Below are 21,177 nucleotides of genomic sequence, written 5' to 3' on the forward strand. Positions count from 1 at the left end.
GCATTGAGCACGCCCAAGGAAAACGATTTCGCCGAGCGTCGCAGCGCAGCGCTGGAAGCCAAGAAGGCGCTCCTCGAAAAGTTCAAGGCCAAGCCTGACGAGAACGATCCGGCTGTGCAGGCGAAGATCGCCGAGCGCAAGGCCCGGGCCGAGGCCAAGGAAGCCCGCGCCGAAGCCAAGCGCGCCGAACAGGCGCTGAAGGCCGAGCAGGAGGCCGAGCGTCTGGCCGCTCTCGAGGCCGAAAAGGCTGCCGAGGAAGCCGCCAAGCGTGCCATCGCGGACGAGCGCGTCAACCGCGTCGTCGCTGACGAGGCTGAGCGTAAGGCAGCCCGCGACGCGCGCTACGCCGCCCGCAAGCAGCGCAAGAAGTAATCCGCCGCCGGCCTCGCGCCGGCAGCGTCACGTCTGTTGACGATCAGAGGCCGACCCGCGGGCAAAACGCCCTGCAGGCCGGCCTATATGGCTTTGCGGTATCTGCCGCGCTCAGTGCTTTGTCGGTCCCCGGATCGGTCAGGCGCTTCCCGGATCATGGCCATGCCGGTCCCCCGTCGGACCGCCGAGCGATCCGCCCCTCCGAAGGATACCGCCCGTGCCGTTCCGCCCGACCAGCCTGCCCCTCGAACGCGCTCTCAAGGACCGCGACTACAACGACCCGACACCGGTGCAGGACGCCGTTCTGGAGGAGAAGGTTGAGGGCCGCGACCTCATCGTCTCCGCCCAGACCGGCTCCGGCAAGACCGTCGCCTACGGCCTTGCCATGGCCAAGACGCTGCTCGGCGATGCCGAGCACTTCGACGTCGCCGGCGAGCCGCTGGCGCTGATCGTCGCGCCGACGCGCGAGCTGGCGCTGCAGGTGCACCGCGAGCTCGAATGGCTCTACGAGCACACCGGCGCCAAGATCGTCACCTGCGTCGGCGGCATGGATCCGCGCGCCGAGCAGAAGAAGCTGCAGGCCGGTGCCCACATCGTCGTCGGCACGCCCGGCCGCCTGCGCGACCATCTGGAGCGCCGCCGCCTGCTGATCGGCGGCCTGAAGGCCGTCGTCCTCGACGAGGCCGACGAGATGCTGGACCTCGGCTTCCGCGAGGATCTGGAATTCATTCTCGAGGCAACGCCGCCGGAGCGCCGGACGCTCTTGTTCTCCGCGACACTGCCGAAGGCGATCACCGCGCTCGCCAAGCGCTACCAGCGCGATGCCCTGCGCATCGAGGCGACGCGCAGCGCCACCGGCCATGTCGACATCGAATACCGCGCCGTCCGCATCGCCCCGAACGAGGTCGAGCACGCGGTGGTGAACCTCCTTCGCTTCGTCGAGCCAACCAGCGCCATCGTCTTCTGCAACACCCGCGAGGCCGTCCGGCACCTGCATTCGGGCCTCTTGGAACGCGGCTTCTCCGTCGTCTCGCTGTCCGGCGAACTCGGCCAGAACGAGCGCAACGCCGCCATGCAGGCATTGCGGGACGGCCGGGCGCGCGTCTGCGTCGCCACCGACGTCGCCGCGCGCGGCATCGATCTGCCGAACCTCGGCCTCGTCATCCACGCCGAGCTGCCGAACGACGCCGAGACCTTGCAGCACCGCAGCGGCCGCACCGGCCGCGCCGGGCGCAAGGGCATTTCGGTCGTGCTGGTGCCGATCTCCCGCCGCCGCAAGGCCGAGCGCCTGCTGCTCGAGGCGGGCGTGCACCCGACCTGGGGTGGCGCGCCAACGGTCGACGAGATCAAGAAGCTCGACGAGGAGCGCCTTCTCTCCGATCCGATCCTGCAGCCGAACGCCGAGGACGACGACGGCGTCGCCGCGGCCCTCCTTGGCCGCTATTCGCCGGAGGAACTCGCTGCGGCGCTCGCCCGCATCTACCGCTCGCGCCTGCCGGCCCCCGAGGACGTCTTCGATCCGGGCTTCGGCCGCGACCCGAAGCCCGGCAAGACCTACGACAATGCCGGCCAGGACCGCGGCACCCGCAAGGAACGCGACGCGGCCCGCAGCCCGTCCGGCCCAAGCGTCTGGTTCCATATGGACATTGGCCGGCGCAACAATGCCGACCCGAAATGGTTGCTGCCGCTGATCTGCCGCCGCGGCAACGTCACCCGCGCCGACATCGGCGCGATCCGCATCTTCGACCGCGAGACCAAGTTCGAGATCAGCGAGGCGATGGCGAAGAAGTTCGCCGACAGCGCCAAGGGCATCGACGCCGACGACATCACCATCTCGCTCTCGACGGAAGCCGGCGGCGGCGACACCCCGCCGCGCGACTACGACAAGCCGAAGACCAAGCGGCCCTTCGTCAAGGCCGGTGCCGCGGGTGCAGGTCCGGGCGCAGCGCGTCCCGGCGGCGACAAGGCCTATGCCAAGCCACGCCGCCCAAAGAAGCCCAGCGCCTAAGACTATTGGACTGGCCCTCTGACGGCTCGGCACAGACCGCTGGGGCGCCATCGCCCCGGCGGCTCTTAATATTGCCCGTTTTCTGCGATTTTGCAGCGCAGCAATGATGGAGAGCATCGACCGAGCCAGCCGCGGTTCGGCGTCGGGTACGAGCCTGGAGAATGCATGACCACGACCGCCGAAACGTTGAAACCGCTTCTCTGGGAAGCGAAGAACCTGGTTCGGGCCGTCGAGGCAGCCGGCGTCACGCTTTGGTCATGGAACGTCGACACCGACGCGCTGGCAATGGACGACGCCGCCTATGATCTTTGGGGCATCCCCAAGGGCATCGACGTCAATTTCGAGGACCTCTCCGCCCACATCCACCCTGCCGACCGCGACCGCGTCAGGGCGGCCTTCAATGCGACGCGGGCGATCGTCGGCCCTTACGAGATCGATTTCCGCATCATGATCGGCGACGAGCTGAAGTGGATATCGGCGCGCGGCCAGGGCGACGATGCCGGCATGGTCAAGCGGATCATGTTCGGCATCTTCATCGACGTCACCGGCCGCAAGCAGGCCGAGGAAGGCCGCGAACTGCTGGCCGGCGAGATGAGCCATCGCGTCAAGAACCTCTTGGCCATCGCTTCCGGCCTCACCGCCATCACGTCCCGCTCGACGACGACCACCGAGGACATGGCGCGTGAACTGACGCTGCGGCTGACCGCCCTCGGTCGCGCGCACGATCTCGTCCGCCCCGTCCCCGGGCAGACCGAGGCAGCGTCCGCGCTGCTGGGCGATCTCCTGACGGTTCTGCTGGCGCCCTACGACGATCTCGGCGCCTTCAGCGGCCGCATCCGGGTGTCGGTGCCGCGGATGAGCGTCGGCGACGCAGCGACGACGATCCTGGCGCTGATCGTGCACGAACTGGCGACCAACTCGCTGAAATACGGGGCGCTATCGGTTGATTCAGGCACCCTCGACGTCTCCTGCTCGGCGCATGACGAAGCCGTCACAGTGATCTGGCGGGAAAGCGGCGGGCCGAAGGTCGTGGCTCCTAACGGTACCGGCGGCTATGGCAGCAAGCTCGTCGAGCGCAGCGTCACGGGTCACCTCCGCGGCTCCATCAACTACAACTGGGCCGAAAGCGGCCTCGTGGTCATGCTGCACTTCGCGCCCGACCGCCTCGCCGCCTGAGGCAAGCCTCTGGCGTTAAGGGCGCGGCGGCTCAGCCGCGCTCCTTCGTCGTTGAGAAGATCACCTTCGGATAGTTCTTCTGGGCGTAGGACAGTTCCCAGGAATTGCGCGCGAGGAACACCGGGCGGTCGCCGCGGTCCTTGGCGAGGTCGCCCTGGTTCGCCTTGATGAAGCGGTCGAGCTCGGCCGGATCGTCGGAATCCACCCAGCGCGCGGTGTCGAAGGCGGCGGGCTCCAGCGCCACCTCGACCCCGTATTCCGACTGCAGCCGCGAGGCCAGCACTTCCAGCTGCAGGGCGCCGACGACGCCGACCAGCCAGGCGCTGCCGATCACCGGGCGGAACACCTGGGTCACGCCCTCCTCCGCCAGATCGTTCAAAGCCTTCGCCAGCTGCTTGGTCTTCATCGTATCCGGCAGACGGACGCGGCGGATCAGCTCCGGCGCGAAGCTCGGAATACCCGTCACGTTGTATTCCGACCCTTCCGTCAGCGTGTCGCCGACCGACAGCGTGCCGTGATTGGGAATGCCAACGATGTCGCCGGCCACCGCCTCGTCGGCAATCGCCCGGTCGCGGGCGAAGAAGAACATCGGGCTCGTCACCTTCAGCTCCTTCTGGGTCCGCACGTTCCGAAGCTTCATCCCGCGCTTGAACACGCCGGAGGTCAGCCGGACGAAGGCGATGCGGTCGCGGTGATTGGGGTCCATGTTGGCCTGGACCTTCAGGACGAAGCCCGAAACCTCGGCCATCTCCGGCGAGATCGGGGCGGGCAGCGCCGGCTGCGGCAGCGGCGACGGGGCGAAGCGGCAGACGGCCTCGAGCAGATCGCGCACGCCGACCTCGCGCATGGCCGAGCCGAAGATCACCGGCGTCATGTGGCCTTCGCGGTAGCTCTCGAGGTCGAAGGCCGGCAGCGACATGCGGGCGATCTCGAGACCCTCGATCGAAGGCCCGAAGATGTGGTCGGCGAGAAGTTCGGGGTCCGAGGTGAAGTCCTCGAGGCTCTCATGCTGCGAGCGCGCCTTGTTGGCGCGGGTGAGCGTGACCGGGCCCTCCCCGTTCAGCGTGACCATGCCGCGGAAATCGGTGCCCATGCCCATCGGCCAGGTGATCGGCGCGACGTCGAGGGCGAGCGAGGACATGATCTCGTCGAGGATCTCGAGCGGATCGCGCCCCTCGCGGTCGATCTTGTTGACGAAGGTGATGATCGGGATGTCGCGCAAGCGGCAGACCTCGAACAGTTTCCGCGTCTGCGCCTCGATGCCCTTGGCGGCGTCGATGACCATGATCGCCGAATCGACGGCGGTGAGCGTGCGGTAGGTATCCTCGGAGAAGTCGGCGTGGCCGGGCGTGTCGAGGAGGTTGAGGACGAGGCCGTCATACTCGAACGTCATCACCGAGGAGGTGATCGAGATGCCGCGCTTCTGCTCGATCTCCATCCAGTCCGAGCGGGTGCGCCGGCGCTCGCCGCGCTCCTTGACCTGGCCGGCGAGCCGGATGGCGCCGCTCTCGAACAGCAGCTTTTCCGTCAGCGTCGTCTTGCCGGCATCGGGATGCGAGATGATCGCGAAGGTGCGGCGGCGCTTGTGGCCGCCCTGCAGGTCGAACAGGCCGTCATCGATCCGGCCGATCTCGCCGACCGGGGCGCTGGTGTCACTCATCGTCATCGTCTCTTCGAAAGCGTTTGCAGCGGCCGTCCTCGGGGTGAGGCGAGGCATCGCGGCATCGAGGCGGAAGCCTTTCGGCTTGTCCTCAGGGGCGCTTCCTTATCGAGAACATGGCGCGGAAGCGCAACTCCCCTCCACAGGAACTGCGCTTCCCCGAACGATGAGCCCGGATGCGTCAGCCGCCGCTGGCGAGCAGCTTGTCGAAGTCGGCGTCGAGCCGACCGAGCGCGGTGTCGATGTGCTCGCGCCGTTCTGCGATCCACGCGTCCTGTTCGCTGAGCGCCTTGTCGGCGGCGTCCAGCATGCGCGTCATTTCGGCTGGCTGCGGACCGCCGACGGTCGCCCGGTTGCGGATGATGGCGATGGGATCCAGCGTCTCGCGGAACTCGGCCTCGCTCATCGGCAGATCGCCGGGCGGCAAGCCCATCTCGCCGGCCGAAACGGCATAGATCTTCTGCGCCTCGGCATAGGGGAAGTCGCTCGGCTTGATGTTGTTGGCCTTGGCATAGTCGACGACCTCCGACGCGAAATGGTGGCCGGCCCGGAACGGCAGCTTGTACTTGCGCATCAAGACGTCCGCGACCTCCTGCGACGCCGTCCAATCGCTGTTCAACTCTTCCAGCGCGCGATCGGGATTGATGACGAGGGCGCCCAACACCTCGTTCCACTCCGCCAGCACCGTCATCGCGCTCTCGACCATCTCGCCGTTCTGCCGGACGTCCTTGGCGTCGCCCATGCCGGGGGTGATGTTGTGCGCCTGGATGATCGGGCCCATGGCTAGCGTCACGGCCGTGGAGGCGGACTGGCGGGTGTCGTTCAGGAGGCCTGGATTGCGCTTCTGCGGCATGGCGCTGGACACATAGGTGTTTCCGCCGCCCTCTTGCAGCAGGATCCACGGCCGCGGCTGCGCATACTGCGTCATCACGTCCTCGATGAAGGCGCCGGCATGCAAGGCGATGCTGGTGACGATCGACGCCACCTCCACCGGCTGTTCCGTCGAGGAGATCTGGCCGGCGTCGTAGGCGTTGTCGACGATGCCGGCAAAGCCGAGATAGTCGGCCATGCGGGCGCGGTTCAGCGGCCAGCTGGTGCCGTTCAGTACCGTCGTCCCCATCGGCGAGCGATCGATCCGGGCATAGGCCTCGCGGATGCGGTCGGCATCGCGCTGCAGCCCGGCGGCATGGCCGAGGAGGTAGTGGCCATAGCTGTTGGGCTGGGCGGCCACGCCGTTGGTGTAGTTCGGGACGATGGTGCCAGCATTCCGCCGGGCCAGCGCAACCAGCGTCTTTGACGTGGTGCTCAGCTGATCGGCCAGCGCCAGCAGGCGGTCGCGCAGCATCGCCGAGCGGTAGGTGGCGTGCATGTCCTGGCTGGAGCGTCCGGCATGCAGCAGCGTCACCTCGACGCCCGCGGCCTCGATCAGCAGCGGCTCGAAGCTGATCACGGTGCCCGGACGCTTCGCCCCCTTGCCGCCGCCATCCGCCAGGACCTTGGCGATGCCTCTGGCAATGCCTGGCGCCTTCGCCTTGTCGAGAAGGCCCTCCTCGGTGTTGATGACCGCCGTCGCCTTGTTCATCTCGCCGAGCCAGAAGAACGGGTCGCGCGCCGCCGCTCCCTCCGCCAGGGCGGACGTCGAGGACGCCAGCAGAGCGAGGACGAAGGCGGCGGTTCTGACTGGCGTCGGCATCGGTGGATCTCCCGTTTTCCTTTCGGCAAGGTCATTGCCGATGGGGAAACGCTACTGATCCCTTATGAATTGCGCAACCTTGTCCCAAGGACGGCCGTGCTGTCGAGCTGCCTTCCGCTACTCGGCGGCCTCGGCATGCCGGATCGGCTGGTCGAGCAATTGCCCATCGCCCGGGGCGAAGTGGACGCTGACGGTTTCGCCGCGCGCCGGCGGCGGGGCGGCGGGACTGTTGAACGCGTCGAGCAGCAGCGAGTTATGGCCGAGGCGAACCCGCATCCGCACGACCGAGCCGAGGAAGTGGACGTCCTCGATCTGGCCGTCGAGGCTGTTGGTCCGGTCGAGGCCCGGCTGCAGCGACAGCGCCTCGGGCCGCAGCGCGAGGGTCAGCGGCGTGCCCTGCGGATTGGCGTTGGCGGGGACGATGATCTCCTGGCCCTCGACGCTCATGCGGCCTTCACCCGAGGCGACGCCCTCCAGCACGCTGAGCGTGCCGATGAACGAGGCGACGAAGCGCGTCTTCGGCCGGTTGTAGATCTCGAACGGGGTGCCAACGTGCTCGGCCCGGCCCTCGTTCATCACCACGATGCGGTCGGAGATCGACAGCGCCTCCTCCTGATCGTGGGTGACGAAGATCGCGGTGATGCCGAGTTGGCGCTGCAGGTTGCGGATGTCCTCGCGCAGCGAGACCCGGATCTTTGCGTCGAGCGCCGAGAGCGGCTCGTCCAGCAGCAGCACCTGCGGCTTGACCGCAAGCGCCCGGGCCAGCGCGACGCGCTGCTGCTGGCCGCCGGAGAGCTGGTAGGGATAGCGGTCGCCGAGGTGCCCCAGCTTGATGAGATCGAGCATTTCCGCGACGCGGGCGACGATTTCGGCCTTGGGCCTGCCGGCGACCTTGAGGCCGAAGGCGACATTGTCGGTGACGGTCATGTTGGGGAAGAGGGCATAGGCCTGGAAGACCATGCCGATCTTGCGGCCGTTCGGCGGCAAATGGGTCACGTCCTTGCCGTCGATGATGATCTGCCCCTCGGTCGGCGTCTCGAAGCCGGCAACCATGCGCAGCATGGTGGTCTTGCCGCAGCCCGAGGGGCCGAGGAAAGAGACGAACTCGCCCTTCTCGATCGACAGGTCGACGCCGTGCACCACGGTGTTCGGCCCGTAGGATTTCTTCAGGCCCTTGAGTTCGAGAAAGCTCATCGGATTGTTCCTGAAACGAGAAGAGGGGTCACCGCTTGTGCTCTTTCGGACCGCCGGCGAAGACCTGCAGCAGCCCCATGCAAGCCCAGGTGATGGCGAAGGCCACCACCGCCAGCGCCGCCGGCTCGTAGGCGCGGTTGGCGCCGACGTTCTGGATGTAGGGACCGAAAGCCGGACGGTTGAGAAGGCTCGCGAAGACGAATTCGCCGATGACGATGGCGAAGGTCAAAAAGGCACCCGAGAGGACCGCCGCGCGCACGTTCGGCACGATGACGCTGAGGAGGATCGTGCGGCGGGAGGCGCCGAGGCTTTCGGCGGCTTCCGTCAGCGTGCGCACATCGATCGAGGCGAGGCCGGTGTCGACCGCCCGGTACATGTAGGGCAGCGCCAGAGTGGCATAGCCGCAGATCAGGAGGAGGTTGGTGCCCATCTCGTTCGAGGTCAGCGGCAGAAAGGACGAGGAATTATACATCCTGAGATAGCCGAAGACGATCACGATCGCCGGGATGACCAGCGGCAGGAGCGTGATGAACTCGATCAATGGCCGCAGCTGCGGCAGCCGCAGCCGCACCCAGTAGGCCGTCGGCACCACCAGCACGGCGCCGACGACGATGGTGGCGAGCGCGGCGATGGTGGAGAACAGGAAGGTCTGCTGGAACCGCGCATCGCCGAAGACCACGCGATAGGCCTGGAAGGAATAGACCCCGCGCAGCATGCGCAGCGAGAACTCGAAGGTGGCGATCAGCGGCAACAGGAAATACAGCGCGGCGAGCGCGACGACGAGCCAGGGACCGAACTTGAAGGACTTCACCGCTGCCACCTCTCGGCCCGGCTGCGCAGCCAGATGTAGAGGCCGTTGGAACAGCCGGTGATGACGATCATGCCGAAGGCCAGCGCGTAGCCGAGATTGGCGTTGTGCAGCACGTCGCCGCGGATCTGGGCGTAGAGGAGGATCGGCACGATGTTGAGCGAGGAGCCGGTCAGCGCATAGGCGGTGGCGATGGCGCCGAAGGCATTGGCGAAGAGCAGCAGGAAGCAGCCGAGAAGGCTCGGCGCCAGCACCGGCAGCACGACCATCCGCCAGTACTGCCAGCGCGTCGCGCCAAGCACCGTCGAGGCCTCCGACCATTCCCGCTTCAGCCCGTCGATCGCCGGCGCAATAATCAGCACCATCAGCGGGATCTGGAAGTAGAGGTAGGTCAGCGTCAGGCCCCAGAAGCTCAAGAGATTGAAGCCGGACCTATAGATGTTGATCCCGAAACCCTCCGACAGGATGGTCGTCAGGAGACCGAGGCGGCCGAGCGTGGCGATGAAGGCGAAGGCGAGCGGCACGCCGGCGAAGTTCGAGGCGACGCCCGAAAAGGTCATCAGCGTCGGCCGGATCGAACCCGGCAAGCCGCCCTTGACCACGGCATAGGCGAGCATGAAGCCGAACAGCGCGCCGAGCGCGGCCGAGGCAAGCGAGATCTGGATGCTGATCTTGTAGGCCGACAGGATCGACGGCTCGAACAGGCTGGCGACGTTGACGAGGGTGAAGTTGCCTTGGGCGTCCTGGAAGGCGCCGACGATCAGATAGAGGGTCGGCAGGATCAGGAACAGGCCGGCAAAGGCAATAAAGGGGACGATGCCGAGCCAGGCCATCGACATTCCCCGGCGCTTGGCAGCCGGGCCGGCCGAGCCGAGCATCGCGCCCACCTCGCCGGCAGCGGCCGCCGGCATCATGTCGATTTCCGTCGAATGGGCGCTCAAGGACATCTGCCGATCGGAGGGGGTGGTGGCGTCGGAGACGACGCTGGACAGGCCGCTACCGAAAGGCAGCGTAAGAAAAGGCGCATCTACCTGGCAAGCGGTCGCCCGCGCCTGTCCCAGGCATTCCCGCCGCCGGGAGACCGGCGGCGGGAAAAGGCTTTGAAGTCAGTTACTGGACGTTGGCGCCGACGGCCTTGTCCCACTCGGCGGTGATCTTCGCCTTCGACGCGTTCTGCTGGTCGAGGGTCGGGAACACGGCGGTCTCGTAAGCGGCGGCCGGCGGCAGCTTGGCCAGAAGGTCAGCCGGAATCTTGCCGGCCTTCGACATCGCGTTGAAGCGGATCGGGTGGCAGTAGCCCTTCAGCCAGTTCAGCTGGCCTTCGTCAGAATAGAGGTATTCCATCCAGAGCTTGGCAGCGTTCGGGTGCGGCGCAAAGGCGCTGATCGCCTGCACGTAGACGCCGGCGATGACGCCGGTCTTCGGCACCACGACGTCGACGTCCGGATTGCCGGCGAGCGTGTCGCGGTCGGCGAGCGCGTTGTAGTCCCAGCGGATGATGATCGGGGTGGCGCCCTGCGCGAGCGAGGCCGACTTGCCGATGACCGGGACAAAATTGCCGGCCTTGTTGAGCTTGCCGAAGAAGTCGAGGCCGGCTTCCGCAGCCTTGCTGGCATCGCCGCCGGCAGCCGACAGGCCCGCCGCGTAGACGCCCTGGATGGCCTGATTGGCGGTGCGGGGATCACCAGCCAGCGAGACCGAGTTCGCGAATTCCGGCTTCAGGAGGTCGGCCCAGTCGGTCGGGCTGTCCTTGATAATGTCCTTGTTCACCTCGAAGGCGAGCACGCCGTAATAGTCGCCATACCAGTGGCCGTCGGCATCCTTGGCATCGGCCGGGATCTCGTCCCAGGTCGCGACCTTGTAGGGCAGGATCAGGCCGTCGGCCTTGGCGGTCGGGCCGAAGGACAGGCCGACGTCGATGACATCGGGCGCCTGTGGGCCGGTATTGCCCTTGTTGGCCTTGATCGCCTCGATCTCGTCGCCCGAGCCGGCATCGGGGTTCAGCTCGTTGACGGTCAGGCCGTACTTGGCCTTGAAGCCCTCGATCATGGCGCCGTAGCCGCACCAGTCGTGCGGCAGCGCGATGGTGGTCAGCTGGCCCTCGGCCTTCGCCGCCTTGATCAGCTCGTCCATCGACGCCGCATGCACGAGCGACGGCGACATCGCGATCAGGGCAACAGCGGATACCGCCCGCATCAGGTGAGTTTTCATGATCAACCCCTCAAGACCCGCCCGGCCCGAAGAGCCACTGCGGAATTTACGGCACGATGCCGGATCGGCTGTTCGCATAGCAGCGGCTGATGACAGCGGCATGTCGGCCGGCATCGCCTGCTAGGCAACGGTTACAAGCATGCCGTCGCTGCGTCCCATACCCGGTCGGCGGCGTCGGCTTCGACGCAAATTCCTCATCGTAAGCACGGATTTGTCAAGCAATGTTATTTGCTCAGGGCACAGATGGTAACTGACCGAGATAATTTCCTGTTCATGATAATGAAAGACTTCAAAGGCCAGTAGAGCCTCGGGGTAGCGAAGTGCTACTGAAGCGGAATACGTTCTCTTCAGGCATGCCGTTACATCAAGACATTGACACGATCACGAAACCCGACAAGCTGCCGTGCGCTTCGGCAGAATCAATGAGGCCGTCTGCTTGGAGCAGATGCGCTTTCGTGGAGGTCATTTGACTACTCAGGCTATCTCTGCCGCCGCGCTTGCGAGCCTTCTCGAGCAAGTCGCCCGCCGCATCCACAGCCAAGGCTACGCGGCGGATCTCTTCCCGGCGCAATGGGCCGCCATACGCTATCTCGAGGGCGCGCCCCCGCAGCGCCGCACGGCCATCGATCTTGCGCGGTTCCAGGGTCTCGCCTCGGGTGCCGTGGCCAGAACCGTCCGCACGCTGATTACCAAGGGTCTTCTGGTCAAGGCCGGCACGATCGGCCGCGGCCGGGCCGAGCAGCTTGATCTGACCGAGCTTGGCCGTCGCGTCCTCGCCGACGACCCGCTGCAGTTGGTGGCGGCGGCGCTGGAAGTGCTGAGCACCACGGACCGCGAATGCCTTGCCAACGGACTGGAGATCGCCATCCGCTCGACCATGCCGGATCTCGACGAATCCTGAGATAAAGGATGCGGATGCGCTGCCGGCGGATCCGCGGGACGAGACATGGAAAACGGATGGGGATCGGCTTGACGGGGCTTCTGACCACGCTGCGCTACTGGCTGCTGCTTCTGCCGGCGGTGCTGATTCTGTCGGGCTGCCAGTCCAACCCGGATCGCCTGTCGCTCTTCGTCGGTCCTTCGGCCTCCAGCTTCGTCGATGAGACCGGCGAGCTCACCATCGACGACGTGCTGGCCCGGAAGACTGCGCTCTTCCGCCACCGGCCGGGCACGACGCCCAATGAAGGCATCGCGGGACCGGAGCGCTCACGCTTCTGGCTGAGCTTCGACGTGCCTTACGTTAGCAAGCTTCTGGCATCCGGCTGGAAGCCACCCCTGGCGATCTCCATCCGCGAACCGCGGCTGCAGCATGTCGACCTCTATGTAAAATCGCCGCGCGGTCTCAGTACCCAGAGCTGGAAGAGCGAGGACCGGACGACCGGCCGCAGCGAAGCGTTCCGCTACCCCGTTTTCATCCTGGATCCAGCGGAGTTGCAGGGTGCCGAGATCTATATCCAGATCTCGACGGTGTCCTCGATGCAGGGGCTCGTCTGGCTGTCCGACTTCCGGACGCTGTTCGCCATGTACGACACCGAGACCTCGATCCTCTCGGTGATGATTGGCATCATGAGCGCGATCCTCATCTACATCCTGGCGCTGGGCCTGTTCCTGCGCAGCCGGACCAATCTCTGGCTGGCCGCCTGCATCGCCAGCGGTCTTCTCTACATCGTCTCCGCCAACTCCTTCCTGGAGACGCTGTTCGCCAGCGGCGGCGGCGTCTCGCGGGTGCTGGCCCTAACCTCGGCGCTGCTGATCTACTTCAGCTTCACCGGCTTCCAGGCGAGCTTTCTGCGCCTGCAAAAGCTGCAACCCTGGCTCTACCCTTTCGTGCGGGCATGGATGGTCCTGCTGGCCCTCAGTGCCGCCCTGGCGGTCGTCGATGACCTCAGCGGCATCGGCATCCTGCGCCAGGTCTCGCCCTATCTCGGCCTTGCCACAATCGTCCTCGCGCTGGTCTCGGCCCTGTCCGGCATCCACGGCAATGCCGGACGCTCGGCGATCTTCGTCATGGCCTGGCTGCCGTCTTTGCTGGCCGGCAGCGTGCGCCTGTTCGTCGACGTGGCGCCGGCCATCGGCACCGGTCCGGCGGTCGACACGAGCCTTCTGTTCGGCATCGCGGCGTCGCTGGTGCTGTTCACGATCATCGCCTCGGTCGACATTCAGAAGCGCGAGGCAAGGCTGCGCGCCGAGATCCTGCACAACGCCGAACGCTTCCGGGCCTTCGCCGAGGTCGGCACCGACATCTTCTGGGAGATCAACGATGACGGAAAGCTCGTTTTCTTCACCGGCCAGCAGCTCGAGCAGGTGCGCTTCGGCCTTGGCGAACGGTTCCTCGAGCGTCTGGCGGAGGCAACCTCGACGGATTTCGTCCGTCCGCTGCGCGAGGCGGTGGCCGGACGGCATCCCTTCGACGACCGCAGGCTGCGGATGGCAGACGGCGAGCGCGATGTCTGGATCAGCATTAGCGGCAGGCCGATCACTGCCTCGGCGCACCGCCATCGCGGGCACAGCGCGGTCTATCGCGGCCTGATCCGCGACGTGACGGAGGAGGTCGAGCGCGAGAGCCGGCGGCTGGTGGAGCAGCAGATGTTTGCGCTCGGGCAACTCGCGGGCAGCGTGGCGCACGAGATCAACAACCTCATCCACCCCATCATCAACCTCACCAAACGCCTGCGCCTGCGCACCGGCCCGACCGCCGATCCCGAGAGCACGCGGATGATGGACCTCATCGACATCTCCAGCCGGCAAGCCGCGACAGTGGTCTCGGAGCTCCTGCAGTCGACGCGCGGCGAGCGCTGGAAGGATATCGACCGGCCGATCAGCACCGCGGTGGAGCACGGCGTCGATGCCGTCCGCCCTGCCCTTCCCGCCAGCATGCGTGTCGACACGGTGATCGAGGAATGCAGCACGGTGTCGGTGAAGGTCGGCGACATCCTGCAGATCGTCGGCAACCTCGTGTCGAACGCCGTCCATGCCATGAACGGCGCCGGCACCATCACCGTCTCGCTGTCAAAGCTCGACGACGGAGCACGGCTCAGCATCGCCGACGATGGCGCCGGCATGGAAGAAAATGTCCGCCGCCGCGCCATGCAGCCTTTTTTCTCGACGAAGGTTGACGGCCGCGGCACCGGTGTCGGTCTCTACGTCGTGCAGCGGATCGTTCGCGGCTACGGTGGCTGGATCACCCTCGACTCTTCTCCTGGGCACGGAACGACCGTGACCATCTTCTTCCCCATCCGAAAGGACGACCATGGAAACGCTGGAAACCCAGACACCCCGCCGCAAGGCTCTGGTGGTGGATGATGTGATGACGGTGCGCGAATCGCTGGCGATCGCCCTCGAGTCGGCCGGCTATGCCGTCACCGGCGCGGGCAACGGCGTCGAGGCGCTGGCGGCCCTCGAGAAGGATGATTTCGACGTCCTCGTCACCGACATGTGGATGCCGGAGATGGACGGCCTCCGGCTGCTGAAGGAAATCCGTGGGCGCAAGCCGAACATGCGGATCTTCGGCGTGACCGGCGGCGGACCGCGGCTGACCATCGAAGCGATGAGCTCGCTCGCCGAAGTCTGGGGCGCCGAAAAGGTATTCCTCAAGCCGTTCGACGACGACGAGCTGATCGCCGCGCTGATGGAACCGAGAGGCGCCTGACGCTCAGCTGGCCGGCGGCAGGACGAGGTCGATGACGAGGGGCAGGTGATCGGAGGCACCTGCCGCCTCGGTTACGGTCGACGTCGCCGCCAAGGCCACGCCTTTCGATGCATAAAGCCGGTCCATCCGCACGAAGGGACGGCGCGACGGCCAGGTCACGGGGTTTGCGAACACTGGCAGCGCCGCCGACAGCGTCTGGTGCACAGCACCAGCCGTGCGCCATTCGTTGAAGTCGCCCAGAGCGATAGTTGGCAGCCCTTGGCCGGGCACCCTCTCGGGGGCCATCAGCCCAGCCACCCAGCTGGCTTGGCGCCGCCGATCGCCGGGCCAAAGGCCGAAATGCGTCGACAGCACCCGCAAGGCGCCGGCGGGTGAAGCGATGAAGGCGTCGATCACGCCGCGCGGCTCGATCCGGCCGCCGGGAAGCCGGTGCACGGTCTCGGCAGAGATCGGCCAGCGGCTCCAGAGGAGATGTCCGTAGTCGCGCCCGGGCCGTTTCACCAAGCGTGCCTCCACACGGTAGGCACCGAGCGCCGAAGCGAAGAACTCGAAAGCGCCAGCCTGCCGCCCGAAATGCGTGCGGCCGTCGACTTCCTGCAAGGCCAGGATGTCAGGATAGAGCGCGCGGAGGCGAGCGAGAATCTGCTCCGGATCGCAGCGCCTGTCGCCGCCGACGCTGCCGTGGATATTCCAGCTGACGATCCGCAAGGCGTTGCTCGTCGGACGGACCGGGATGGCCGCCATGCTCAGCCGGCGAAGCGGGTGTCGGCGGCGTCGAGCTCGCGGCGGATGCGGGTGACGAGGAGGCTGTCGTCGGCGCTGCAGTTCTCGTGCGTCAGGAGTTCGCCCAGCCGGATCGGCTTCGACACGACCGCCTTCTCGGCAAGGCCCAGCGGCAAGGCCTTCGCCGAGCGCGCCTCCCGCCACTCCATGGCGAAACCGCGATACTCGCTCTCGCCGATCCGGCCGAGGATCTCGCCCGGCTTCAGGTCGCGCTTGGCGACGGCGCCGCATTCGGCCACCGGCCGGTCGAGCGCCACCATGTCCGGTCGCTTGTACATCACCGCGCGGATCGCCGAGAGCGGCGTCTCGAGGCTGGTGAGGTGGAACGGCCGGACCAGAGCGAAGCAAGGACCGGGGCCGACCTTGAGGTCCGCCATCCGCTCGATCGCGCGGCCGTGCCGCGGCTTGGCGATGCAGAAGACTCCAGGCGCGACGCCCTTGCCGATGGTGTAGTCCACCCGGCCCGGTGCCGAGAGGATGCCGCCGTCGGCCTCGGTGCAGAGCACCTGGGCAAGGTTCTCGATCGTCGCCTCCGGACCGTGCATGCCGGCGACGTCCGGCACGAGACCGGTGCAATTGGCGATGGCGGTCATCTCGACCATGGTCTTCGAGCCGTCGATGAACTCGACCAGCATGCGCGCATTCATGTCGCGCTCGCGGGCCTCCTCCTCGTACTCGGCCGGGACGGCATCGAAACGCAGCGGGTTGTTCTTGCCCTTGCCGGCGGCGATGACGTCCATGCCGAGGGTCTGCGCGAAGGCGATCAGCTCCAGCGTGGCGGCGGGCTCGTCGCCGGCCGAGCCGGTGTAGACGACGCCGGCGCGCTTGGCCTCGGCCGCCAGATGCCGGCCGACGGTGATGTCGGCCTCGACGTTCAGCATCACGATGTGCTTGCCGTTGCGGATTGCCTCCAGCGCCAGGAAGGTGCCGACGTCCGGGCTGCCGGTGGCGTCGACGATCACGTCGATGCGGCCGGCCGCGCAGAGCGCCGCTAGGTCGTCAGTGACGGCGATGCCGCCGGCCTCGATCGCCCGGTCGATCTCGGAAGGGTTGGCGGCGATGCGCCCGTGCCCGGCATCGTATCTGGCGAGCGCGATGGCCTCCATCGGCCGGGTCGGGCGGCTGGCGGCGATCGCGCCGATTCGCACGCCGTTCATCAGCGCGACCTGCACGACGATGTCGGTGCCCATCTGGCCGGCGCCGGCGAGGCCGATGGTAATTGGACCGTGGCGGTCGGCATGGGCGTCGAGTTCGGCGGCAAAGCCAATACGGTCGATCATCGGGAACTTTCGAGCGAAGTGGGAACGGGCAGAACGGCGACGGACGTAAGGCCCTATCTACCACTCCCGCCGGCCATTGGAAGCAGAAGGGGCGCTTAGAGCTTGACGCGGTCGCCTTGCCCGCCCCCGGTCACGGTGCGCAGGATCAGGCCGAGATCGCCGAAGAAGCTGCGCGTCTTGAGATAGGCCTCGTCGATGACGGCGAGCTTTTCGGGGTCCGACATGTCGATGCCTTGCACCTGCGCAAGCCCGGTAATGCCCGGCCGCAAGGTGTAGACGCCGCGCTGGTCGCGTGCCGCGATGAGCGTGGTCTGGATCGGCAGGCAAGGGCGCGGGCCGACGAAGCTCATCTCGCCTTTCAGGACGTTCCAGAGCTGCGGCAGTTCATCGAGCTTGAACCGGCGGAGATTGCGGCCGAGCGGCGTCACCGCCGAGGCCGGCGTCTCGTGCGAGGCCGCCGAGACGGTGTCGACCCGCATCGTGCGCAGCTTGTAGCAGGTGAACACCGCCCGGTTCCGGCCGACACGGGCTTGCGCGAAAATGCCGGGCCCGGGCGAGTCGCGCTTCACCATGAGCGCCAGCAGCAGGATCGCCCAGCCGATCACGACAAGGCCGACGAGGCTGACGGTGACGTCGAACAGGCGCTTCATCTGGCTCGGCCCCTCGGCTTGATTGGGGAACGGCGTTGCGATGGCGGCCGGCCCTTGTCTTCCCGCGCCAAAGCGCCTTGAAGGGGCGGTATCGCCCGGCGCATCCGATGCGTCAATCGGCTCGGCCTCCAGCCTCGGAGCACCCATCGCCTTGCGCATTCTCGTCACCGGCGCCAGCGGCTTTATCGGCCGGCATCTCGTCCCGCGTCTCCGGGCGGACGGGCACGACGTCCTCATCCTCCGGCGCGGCGAAGGTTCGGCACCGGCCGACCTCGCCACCATCGGCAGATGGCCGGACTGGCCGGCGGGTGTCGAGGCGGTCGTCCATCTCGCCGCGCTCAATCCCAGCCGGCACGACGGCGCCTCCCGCGATCCGGCCTGGCTGACGAGGGCCAATGTGGAGGGCACGCGGGCGCTCGCCGAACGGGCGGCGGCCAAGGGCGTCCAACGGTTTGTCTTCGCCTCGACCGCGCTGGTGCATGCTCCCGTCGCCGGCCGACCGATCACCGAGAACGCCTTGCCGTCCCCGCAGAACCCCTATGCGGAATCGAAGCTCGCCGCCGAGACGGCCCTCTGGGAAGTCGCCGCCCGAACGGGGCTGGAGGTCTGCGTGCTGAGGCCGCCCTCGGTCTACGGCAAGGGTGGGCGCGGCAGCATCGCCGCCCTGATCCGGCTGGCCCGCACCCGCCTGCCCTTTCCGCTCGGCGATCCGGCACGGCGCAGCATCCTGTCGGTCGGCAATGCGGCCGACGCCCTGGCCGTCTGTCTTACGCATCCGGCGGCGGCAGGCGAGACGTTCCTCGTCGCAGATGCCGAGCCGCTGTCGCTCGGCGAGATGATCGCGGCCATGCGGCGCGGCCTCGGGCGGGAACCACGGGTGCTGCCGTTTCCGCGAAAAGTCCTGGCGACGCTCGCCACCCGGCTCGGTCGGCGGGAAGCGTTCGAACGTCTGTTCGACAGTTTCGTGCTGGATACCGGCAAGATCGAGCGCCAACTCGGCTGGCGGCCGCCGGAGACGAGCGAGGAGGCGCTCGGACGGGCAATCCGCGGCGACGACGATGAAACGGAAACGCGATGACCGAGAAGAAGCCATCCGAAATCGCCGCCGAGCAGCGGCTCGCCCGGCAGGAAGAGGCGCTGAAGGAAAACCTCAAGCGCCGCAAGGAACAGGCGCGGGCCCGGCGGCAGCGGCCCTCAGTGATGGGCGGCGACGATGATGAGCCCGTGCCGGAGGAGTGAGCCCCCTCCGGCACGGACGTCTTGGGCTGCGGCGCGTTATACGGCGTTGCGGCGCATGAGGTGTTGTTCCCACGCGATGGCATGGCCGACGATCTCCTCGAGATCGTCATGCGCCGGCACCCAGCCAAGTTCCGTCCGGGCGCGGTCGGCATTCGCCACGATGCTGGCGGGATCGCCGGCGCGCCGGCCGCCCTGGCGAATGGTGAAGTCGGCGCCGTGCACCGCACGCACGACGTCGAGCACCTGCCGGACGGAGTAGCCGAGGCCGTAGCCGACATTGGCGACGATGCTCTCGCCGCCGGCGCGCAGCCGGTCGAGCGCCGCGAGATGGGCGGCGATGAGGTCGGTGACGTGGATGTAGTCGCGCACCGCGGTGCCGTCCGGCGTCGGGTAGTCGTCGCCGAAGATGTCGATCGCCGGACGCTTTCCGAGCGCCGTCTCGACGGCAACCTTGATGAGATGCGTCGCCCCCTTGGTCGACTGTCCCGACCGGCCGGCCGGATCGCTGCCGGCGACGTTGAAGTAGCGCAGCGCGGTGTAGCGGATCGGATGCGCCGCGGCGGCGTCCTCCAGCATCATCTCGCTCATCAGCTTGGACCGGCCATAGGGCGATTGCGGCTTCAGGAGGTTGTCCTCCGACACCGGCCCGAGGCCGGCCATGCCGTAGACCGCAGCGGTCGAGGAAAAGATGAAGTGCGGCACGCCGCCCGCCACCGCCGCGGCGATGAGATCGCGCGTCTTGACGGTGTTGTTGAGGTAGTAGCCGAGCGGGTCCGAAACCGAATCCGGCACGACCACGGAGCCGGCGAAATGCACGATCGCGTCGATCCCATGCTCGGCGATCAACCGGCCGACCAGCGCCTGATCGGCAATGTCGCCTTGCACCAGCGTCGCGCCAGGCGAGACCAGCCAGTCGAAACCGGTGACGAGGTTGTCGAGGACGATGACGCTCTCGCCGCGGTCGAGCAGACCGAGAACCATGTGGCTGCCGATATAACCGGCCCCGCCGGTAACGAGGACGCTCACCGTGCGCCGGCCGCAGTCGTGATCGGGAGGTTGGTCATGGGTCTCTACTCCAAGTGTCTGACAGGGTGGACAATCTGGCGCTCGCAGCATCGTGGACTTCGCGCGCCGGCCCTTTTAGAACGTTTCTCGAAAGGAAGTTCTCAATGATCGACTATCAGGGCCATTTTGAATCCGCGATCGAAGCGCTGCATGCCGAGCGACGCTACCGGGTGTTTGCCGATCTCGAAAGGATCGTCGGGCGTTTTCCAACCGCGATCTGGCGCAACGATGGCGAGGCGCGCGAAATTACCATCTGGTGCTCGAACGACTATCTTGGCATGGGTCATCATCCCGCCGTCGTCGGCGCGATGCAGACGGCCGTGTCGGGCATGGGCACGGGCGCCGGCGGCACGCGTAATATCTCTGGCAACAGCCATCCGCTGACCCTTCTCGAGCGCGAGCTGGCCGATCTGCACGGCAAGGAAGCGGCGCTGGTCTTCACCTCCGGCTTCGTGTCGAACGAGGCGTCGATCTCGACCATCGCGAAACTCCTGCCGGACTGCCTGATTCTGTCCGATGAACTCAACCACGCCTCGATGATCGAGGGCGTGCGCAAGGCCGGCACGCGCAAGCAGGTGTTCCGCCACAACGACGTCGCGCATCTGGAAGAACTGTTGAAGGCGGCCGATCCCGAGCGGCCGAAGCTGATCGTTTTCGAGAGCGTCTATTCGATGGACGGCGACATCGCGCCGATCGAGGCGATCGTCGCGCTCGCCGAGCGCTACAACGCAATGACATATATCGACGAGGTGCACGCGGTCGGCATGTACGGCGCCCGCGGCGGCGGCATTTCCGAGCGGGACGGCGTCGCCGGCCGCATCGACGTGATCGAGGGCACGCTTGCGAAAGCTTTCGGCGTGCTCGGCGGCTACATCACCGGCAGCGCGGCGGTGATTGACGCCGTGCGCTCCTACGCGCCGGGCTTCATCTTCACCACCGCCTTGCCGCCGGCGCTGGCCGCCGCGGCGACCGCCTCGATCCGCCACCTCAAGGCCTCGCAGGCCGAGCGCGACAGCCAGCAGCGGCAAGCCGCGCGGGCGAAGACGGTTCTGGCGGCCGCCGACCTGCCGGTCATGCCCTCGGCGACGCACATCGTGCCGATCCATGTCGGCGATCCCGATCTCTGCAAGAAGGCGAGCGATCATCTTCTGGAAAAGCACGGCATCTACATCCAGCCGATCAACTACCCGACGGTGCCGCGCGGCACCGAGCGTCTGCGCATCACCCCGACGCCGCTGCACGGCGATGACCTGATCGACACGCTGCGCGATGCCTTGGTCGAGACCTGGCAGAGCGTCGGGATCCCGTTCGGCGGCGACCGGCATGTGGATGTCGAGGCCGAGCGCGCGGTGATGCCGCTGGTGATGTCGAAGGCCGGCGGCTGACAGC

The 21,177-nt window shown here is 67.0% G+C and carries 19 protein-coding genes; 9 read left to right on the forward strand and 10 right to left on the reverse strand.

From position 1 onward, the window contains the following. The first annotated feature begins 3 nt into the window (after positions 1–3). The 3 genes from ACZLZY_RS08845 to ACZLZY_RS08855 all read left to right on the forward strand — a co-directional run bounded on the left by ACZLZY_RS08845 (position 4) and on the right by ACZLZY_RS08855 (position 3,556). Positions 4–372: a DUF6481 family protein gene (locus ACZLZY_RS08845; protein WP_496253575.1), complete on the forward strand. Its 369-nt coding sequence runs from the start codon at positions 4–6 to the stop codon at positions 370–372. A gap of 217 nt (positions 373–589) precedes the next feature. Next, positions 590–2,380, forward strand: a complete 1,791-nt coding sequence (locus ACZLZY_RS08850; protein ID WP_472933861.1) for a DEAD/DEAH box helicase — start codon at positions 590–592, stop codon at positions 2,378–2,380. A gap of 165 nt (positions 2,381–2,545) precedes the next feature. Further along, positions 2,546–3,556, forward strand: a complete 1,011-nt coding sequence (locus ACZLZY_RS08855) for a sensor histidine kinase (protein ID WP_472933862.1) — start codon at positions 2,546–2,548, stop codon at positions 3,554–3,556. A 31-nt stretch (positions 3,557–3,587) separates the two neighbouring features. On the opposite strand, the gene ACZLZY_RS08860 is transcribed toward ACZLZY_RS08855, so the two are convergent. The 6 genes from ACZLZY_RS08860 to ACZLZY_RS08885 all read right to left on the reverse strand — a co-directional run bounded on the left by ACZLZY_RS08860 (position 3,588) and on the right by ACZLZY_RS08885 (position 11,074). Continuing rightward, complete coding sequence (locus ACZLZY_RS08860; RefSeq protein WP_472933863.1) at positions 3,588–5,216, reverse strand: peptide chain release factor 3; 1,629 nt, start codon at positions 5,214–5,216, stop codon at positions 3,588–3,590. Between the two features lie 181 nt (positions 5,217–5,397). Further along, on the reverse strand, positions 5,398–6,909 hold the full coding sequence (locus tag ACZLZY_RS08865) for an argininosuccinate lyase (RefSeq protein ID WP_472933864.1): 1,512 nt from the start codon (positions 6,907–6,909) through the stop codon (positions 5,398–5,400). 117 nt (positions 6,910–7,026) lie between these two features. After that, positions 7,027–8,103 (reverse strand): ABC transporter ATP-binding protein, encoded by a 1,077-nt coding sequence (locus ACZLZY_RS08870; RefSeq protein ID WP_472933865.1) that lies wholly within the window; start codon positions 8,101–8,103, stop codon positions 7,027–7,029. Between the two features lie 28 nt (positions 8,104–8,131). Continuing rightward, entirely contained in the window at positions 8,132–8,914 is a 783-nt protein-coding gene (locus tag ACZLZY_RS08875) for an ABC transporter permease (RefSeq protein WP_472933866.1), read from the reverse strand. Beyond that, positions 8,911–9,789 carry an ABC transporter permease gene (locus ACZLZY_RS08880; RefSeq protein ID WP_472933913.1) on the reverse strand — a complete coding sequence of 293 codons (879 nt, stop codon included), beginning with the start codon at positions 9,787–9,789 and terminating at the stop codon, positions 8,911–8,913. The genes ACZLZY_RS08875 and ACZLZY_RS08880 overlap by 4 nt, the downstream gene beginning before the upstream one ends. Positions 9,790–10,021: 232 nt before the next feature. Next, on the reverse strand, positions 10,022–11,074 hold the full coding sequence (locus ACZLZY_RS08885) for an ABC transporter substrate-binding protein (RefSeq protein ID WP_472933914.1): 1,053 nt from the start codon (positions 11,072–11,074) through the stop codon (positions 10,022–10,024). 514 nt (positions 11,075–11,588) lie between these two features. Here ACZLZY_RS08885 and ACZLZY_RS08890 point away from each other — a divergent pair. Genes ACZLZY_RS08890 through ACZLZY_RS08900 form a run of 3 tightly spaced genes read left to right on the forward strand, consistent with a single transcriptional unit; the run spans position 11,589 to position 14,771 of the window. Next, positions 11,589–12,023 (forward strand): MarR family transcriptional regulator, encoded by a 435-nt coding sequence (locus ACZLZY_RS08890; RefSeq protein ID WP_472933867.1) that lies wholly within the window; start codon positions 11,589–11,591, stop codon positions 12,021–12,023. Between the two features lie 56 nt (positions 12,024–12,079). After that, the gene (locus tag ACZLZY_RS08895) at positions 12,080–14,425 is read left to right on the forward strand and encodes a sensor histidine kinase (protein ID WP_472933868.1); all 2,346 of its coding nucleotides are present in this window, start codon (positions 12,080–12,082) and stop codon (positions 14,423–14,425) included. Beyond that, on the forward strand, positions 14,373–14,771 hold the full coding sequence (locus ACZLZY_RS08900) for a response regulator (protein ID WP_472933869.1): 399 nt from the start codon (positions 14,373–14,375) through the stop codon (positions 14,769–14,771). The genes ACZLZY_RS08895 and ACZLZY_RS08900 overlap by 53 nt, the downstream gene beginning before the upstream one ends. A 3-nt stretch (positions 14,772–14,774) precedes the next feature. Here ACZLZY_RS08900 and ACZLZY_RS08905 read toward each other — a convergent pair whose 3' ends face one another. From ACZLZY_RS08905 to ACZLZY_RS08915, 3 genes are all read right to left on the reverse strand, one after another. Continuing rightward, positions 14,775–15,515: an endonuclease/exonuclease/phosphatase family protein gene (locus ACZLZY_RS08905; protein WP_472933870.1), complete on the reverse strand. Its 741-nt coding sequence runs from the start codon at positions 15,513–15,515 to the stop codon at positions 14,775–14,777. A 2-nt stretch (positions 15,516–15,517) separates the two neighbouring features. Then, on the reverse strand, positions 15,518–16,834 hold the full coding sequence (locus ACZLZY_RS08910; RefSeq protein WP_472933871.1) for an NAD(P)H-dependent oxidoreductase: 1,317 nt from the start codon (positions 16,832–16,834) through the stop codon (positions 15,518–15,520). Between the two features lie 95 nt (positions 16,835–16,929). After that, on the reverse strand, positions 16,930–17,643 hold the full coding sequence (locus ACZLZY_RS08915) for a sugar transferase (protein ID WP_472933872.1): 714 nt from the start codon (positions 17,641–17,643) through the stop codon (positions 16,930–16,932). On the opposite strand from ACZLZY_RS08915, the gene ACZLZY_RS08920 reads away from it, so the two are divergent. Then, positions 17,636–18,562, forward strand: a complete 927-nt coding sequence (locus ACZLZY_RS08920; RefSeq protein ID WP_472933873.1) for an NAD-dependent epimerase/dehydratase family protein — start codon at positions 17,636–17,638, stop codon at positions 18,560–18,562. The genes ACZLZY_RS08915 and ACZLZY_RS08920 overlap by 8 nt on opposite strands. Next, positions 18,559–18,723: a hypothetical protein gene (locus tag ACZLZY_RS08925; RefSeq protein ID WP_472933874.1), complete on the forward strand. Its 165-nt coding sequence runs from the start codon at positions 18,559–18,561 to the stop codon at positions 18,721–18,723. The genes ACZLZY_RS08920 and ACZLZY_RS08925 overlap by 4 nt, the downstream gene beginning before the upstream one ends. A gap of 36 nt (positions 18,724–18,759) precedes the next feature. On the opposite strand, the gene galE is transcribed toward ACZLZY_RS08925, so the two are convergent. After that, positions 18,760–19,749 (reverse strand): UDP-glucose 4-epimerase GalE, encoded by a 990-nt coding sequence (gene galE / locus ACZLZY_RS08930; RefSeq protein WP_472933875.1) that lies wholly within the window; start codon positions 19,747–19,749, stop codon positions 18,760–18,762. A 146-nt stretch (positions 19,750–19,895) separates the two neighbouring features. Between galE and hemA the strand changes: the two genes are divergently transcribed. After that, entirely contained in the window at positions 19,896–21,173 is a 1,278-nt protein-coding gene (hemA, locus tag ACZLZY_RS08935; RefSeq protein WP_472933915.1) for a 5-aminolevulinate synthase, read from the forward strand. The last annotated feature ends 4 nt before the right edge of the window (positions 21,174–21,177 follow it).

The sequence above is a fragment of the Mesocryomonas lacus genome (genome assembly GCF_055730135.2).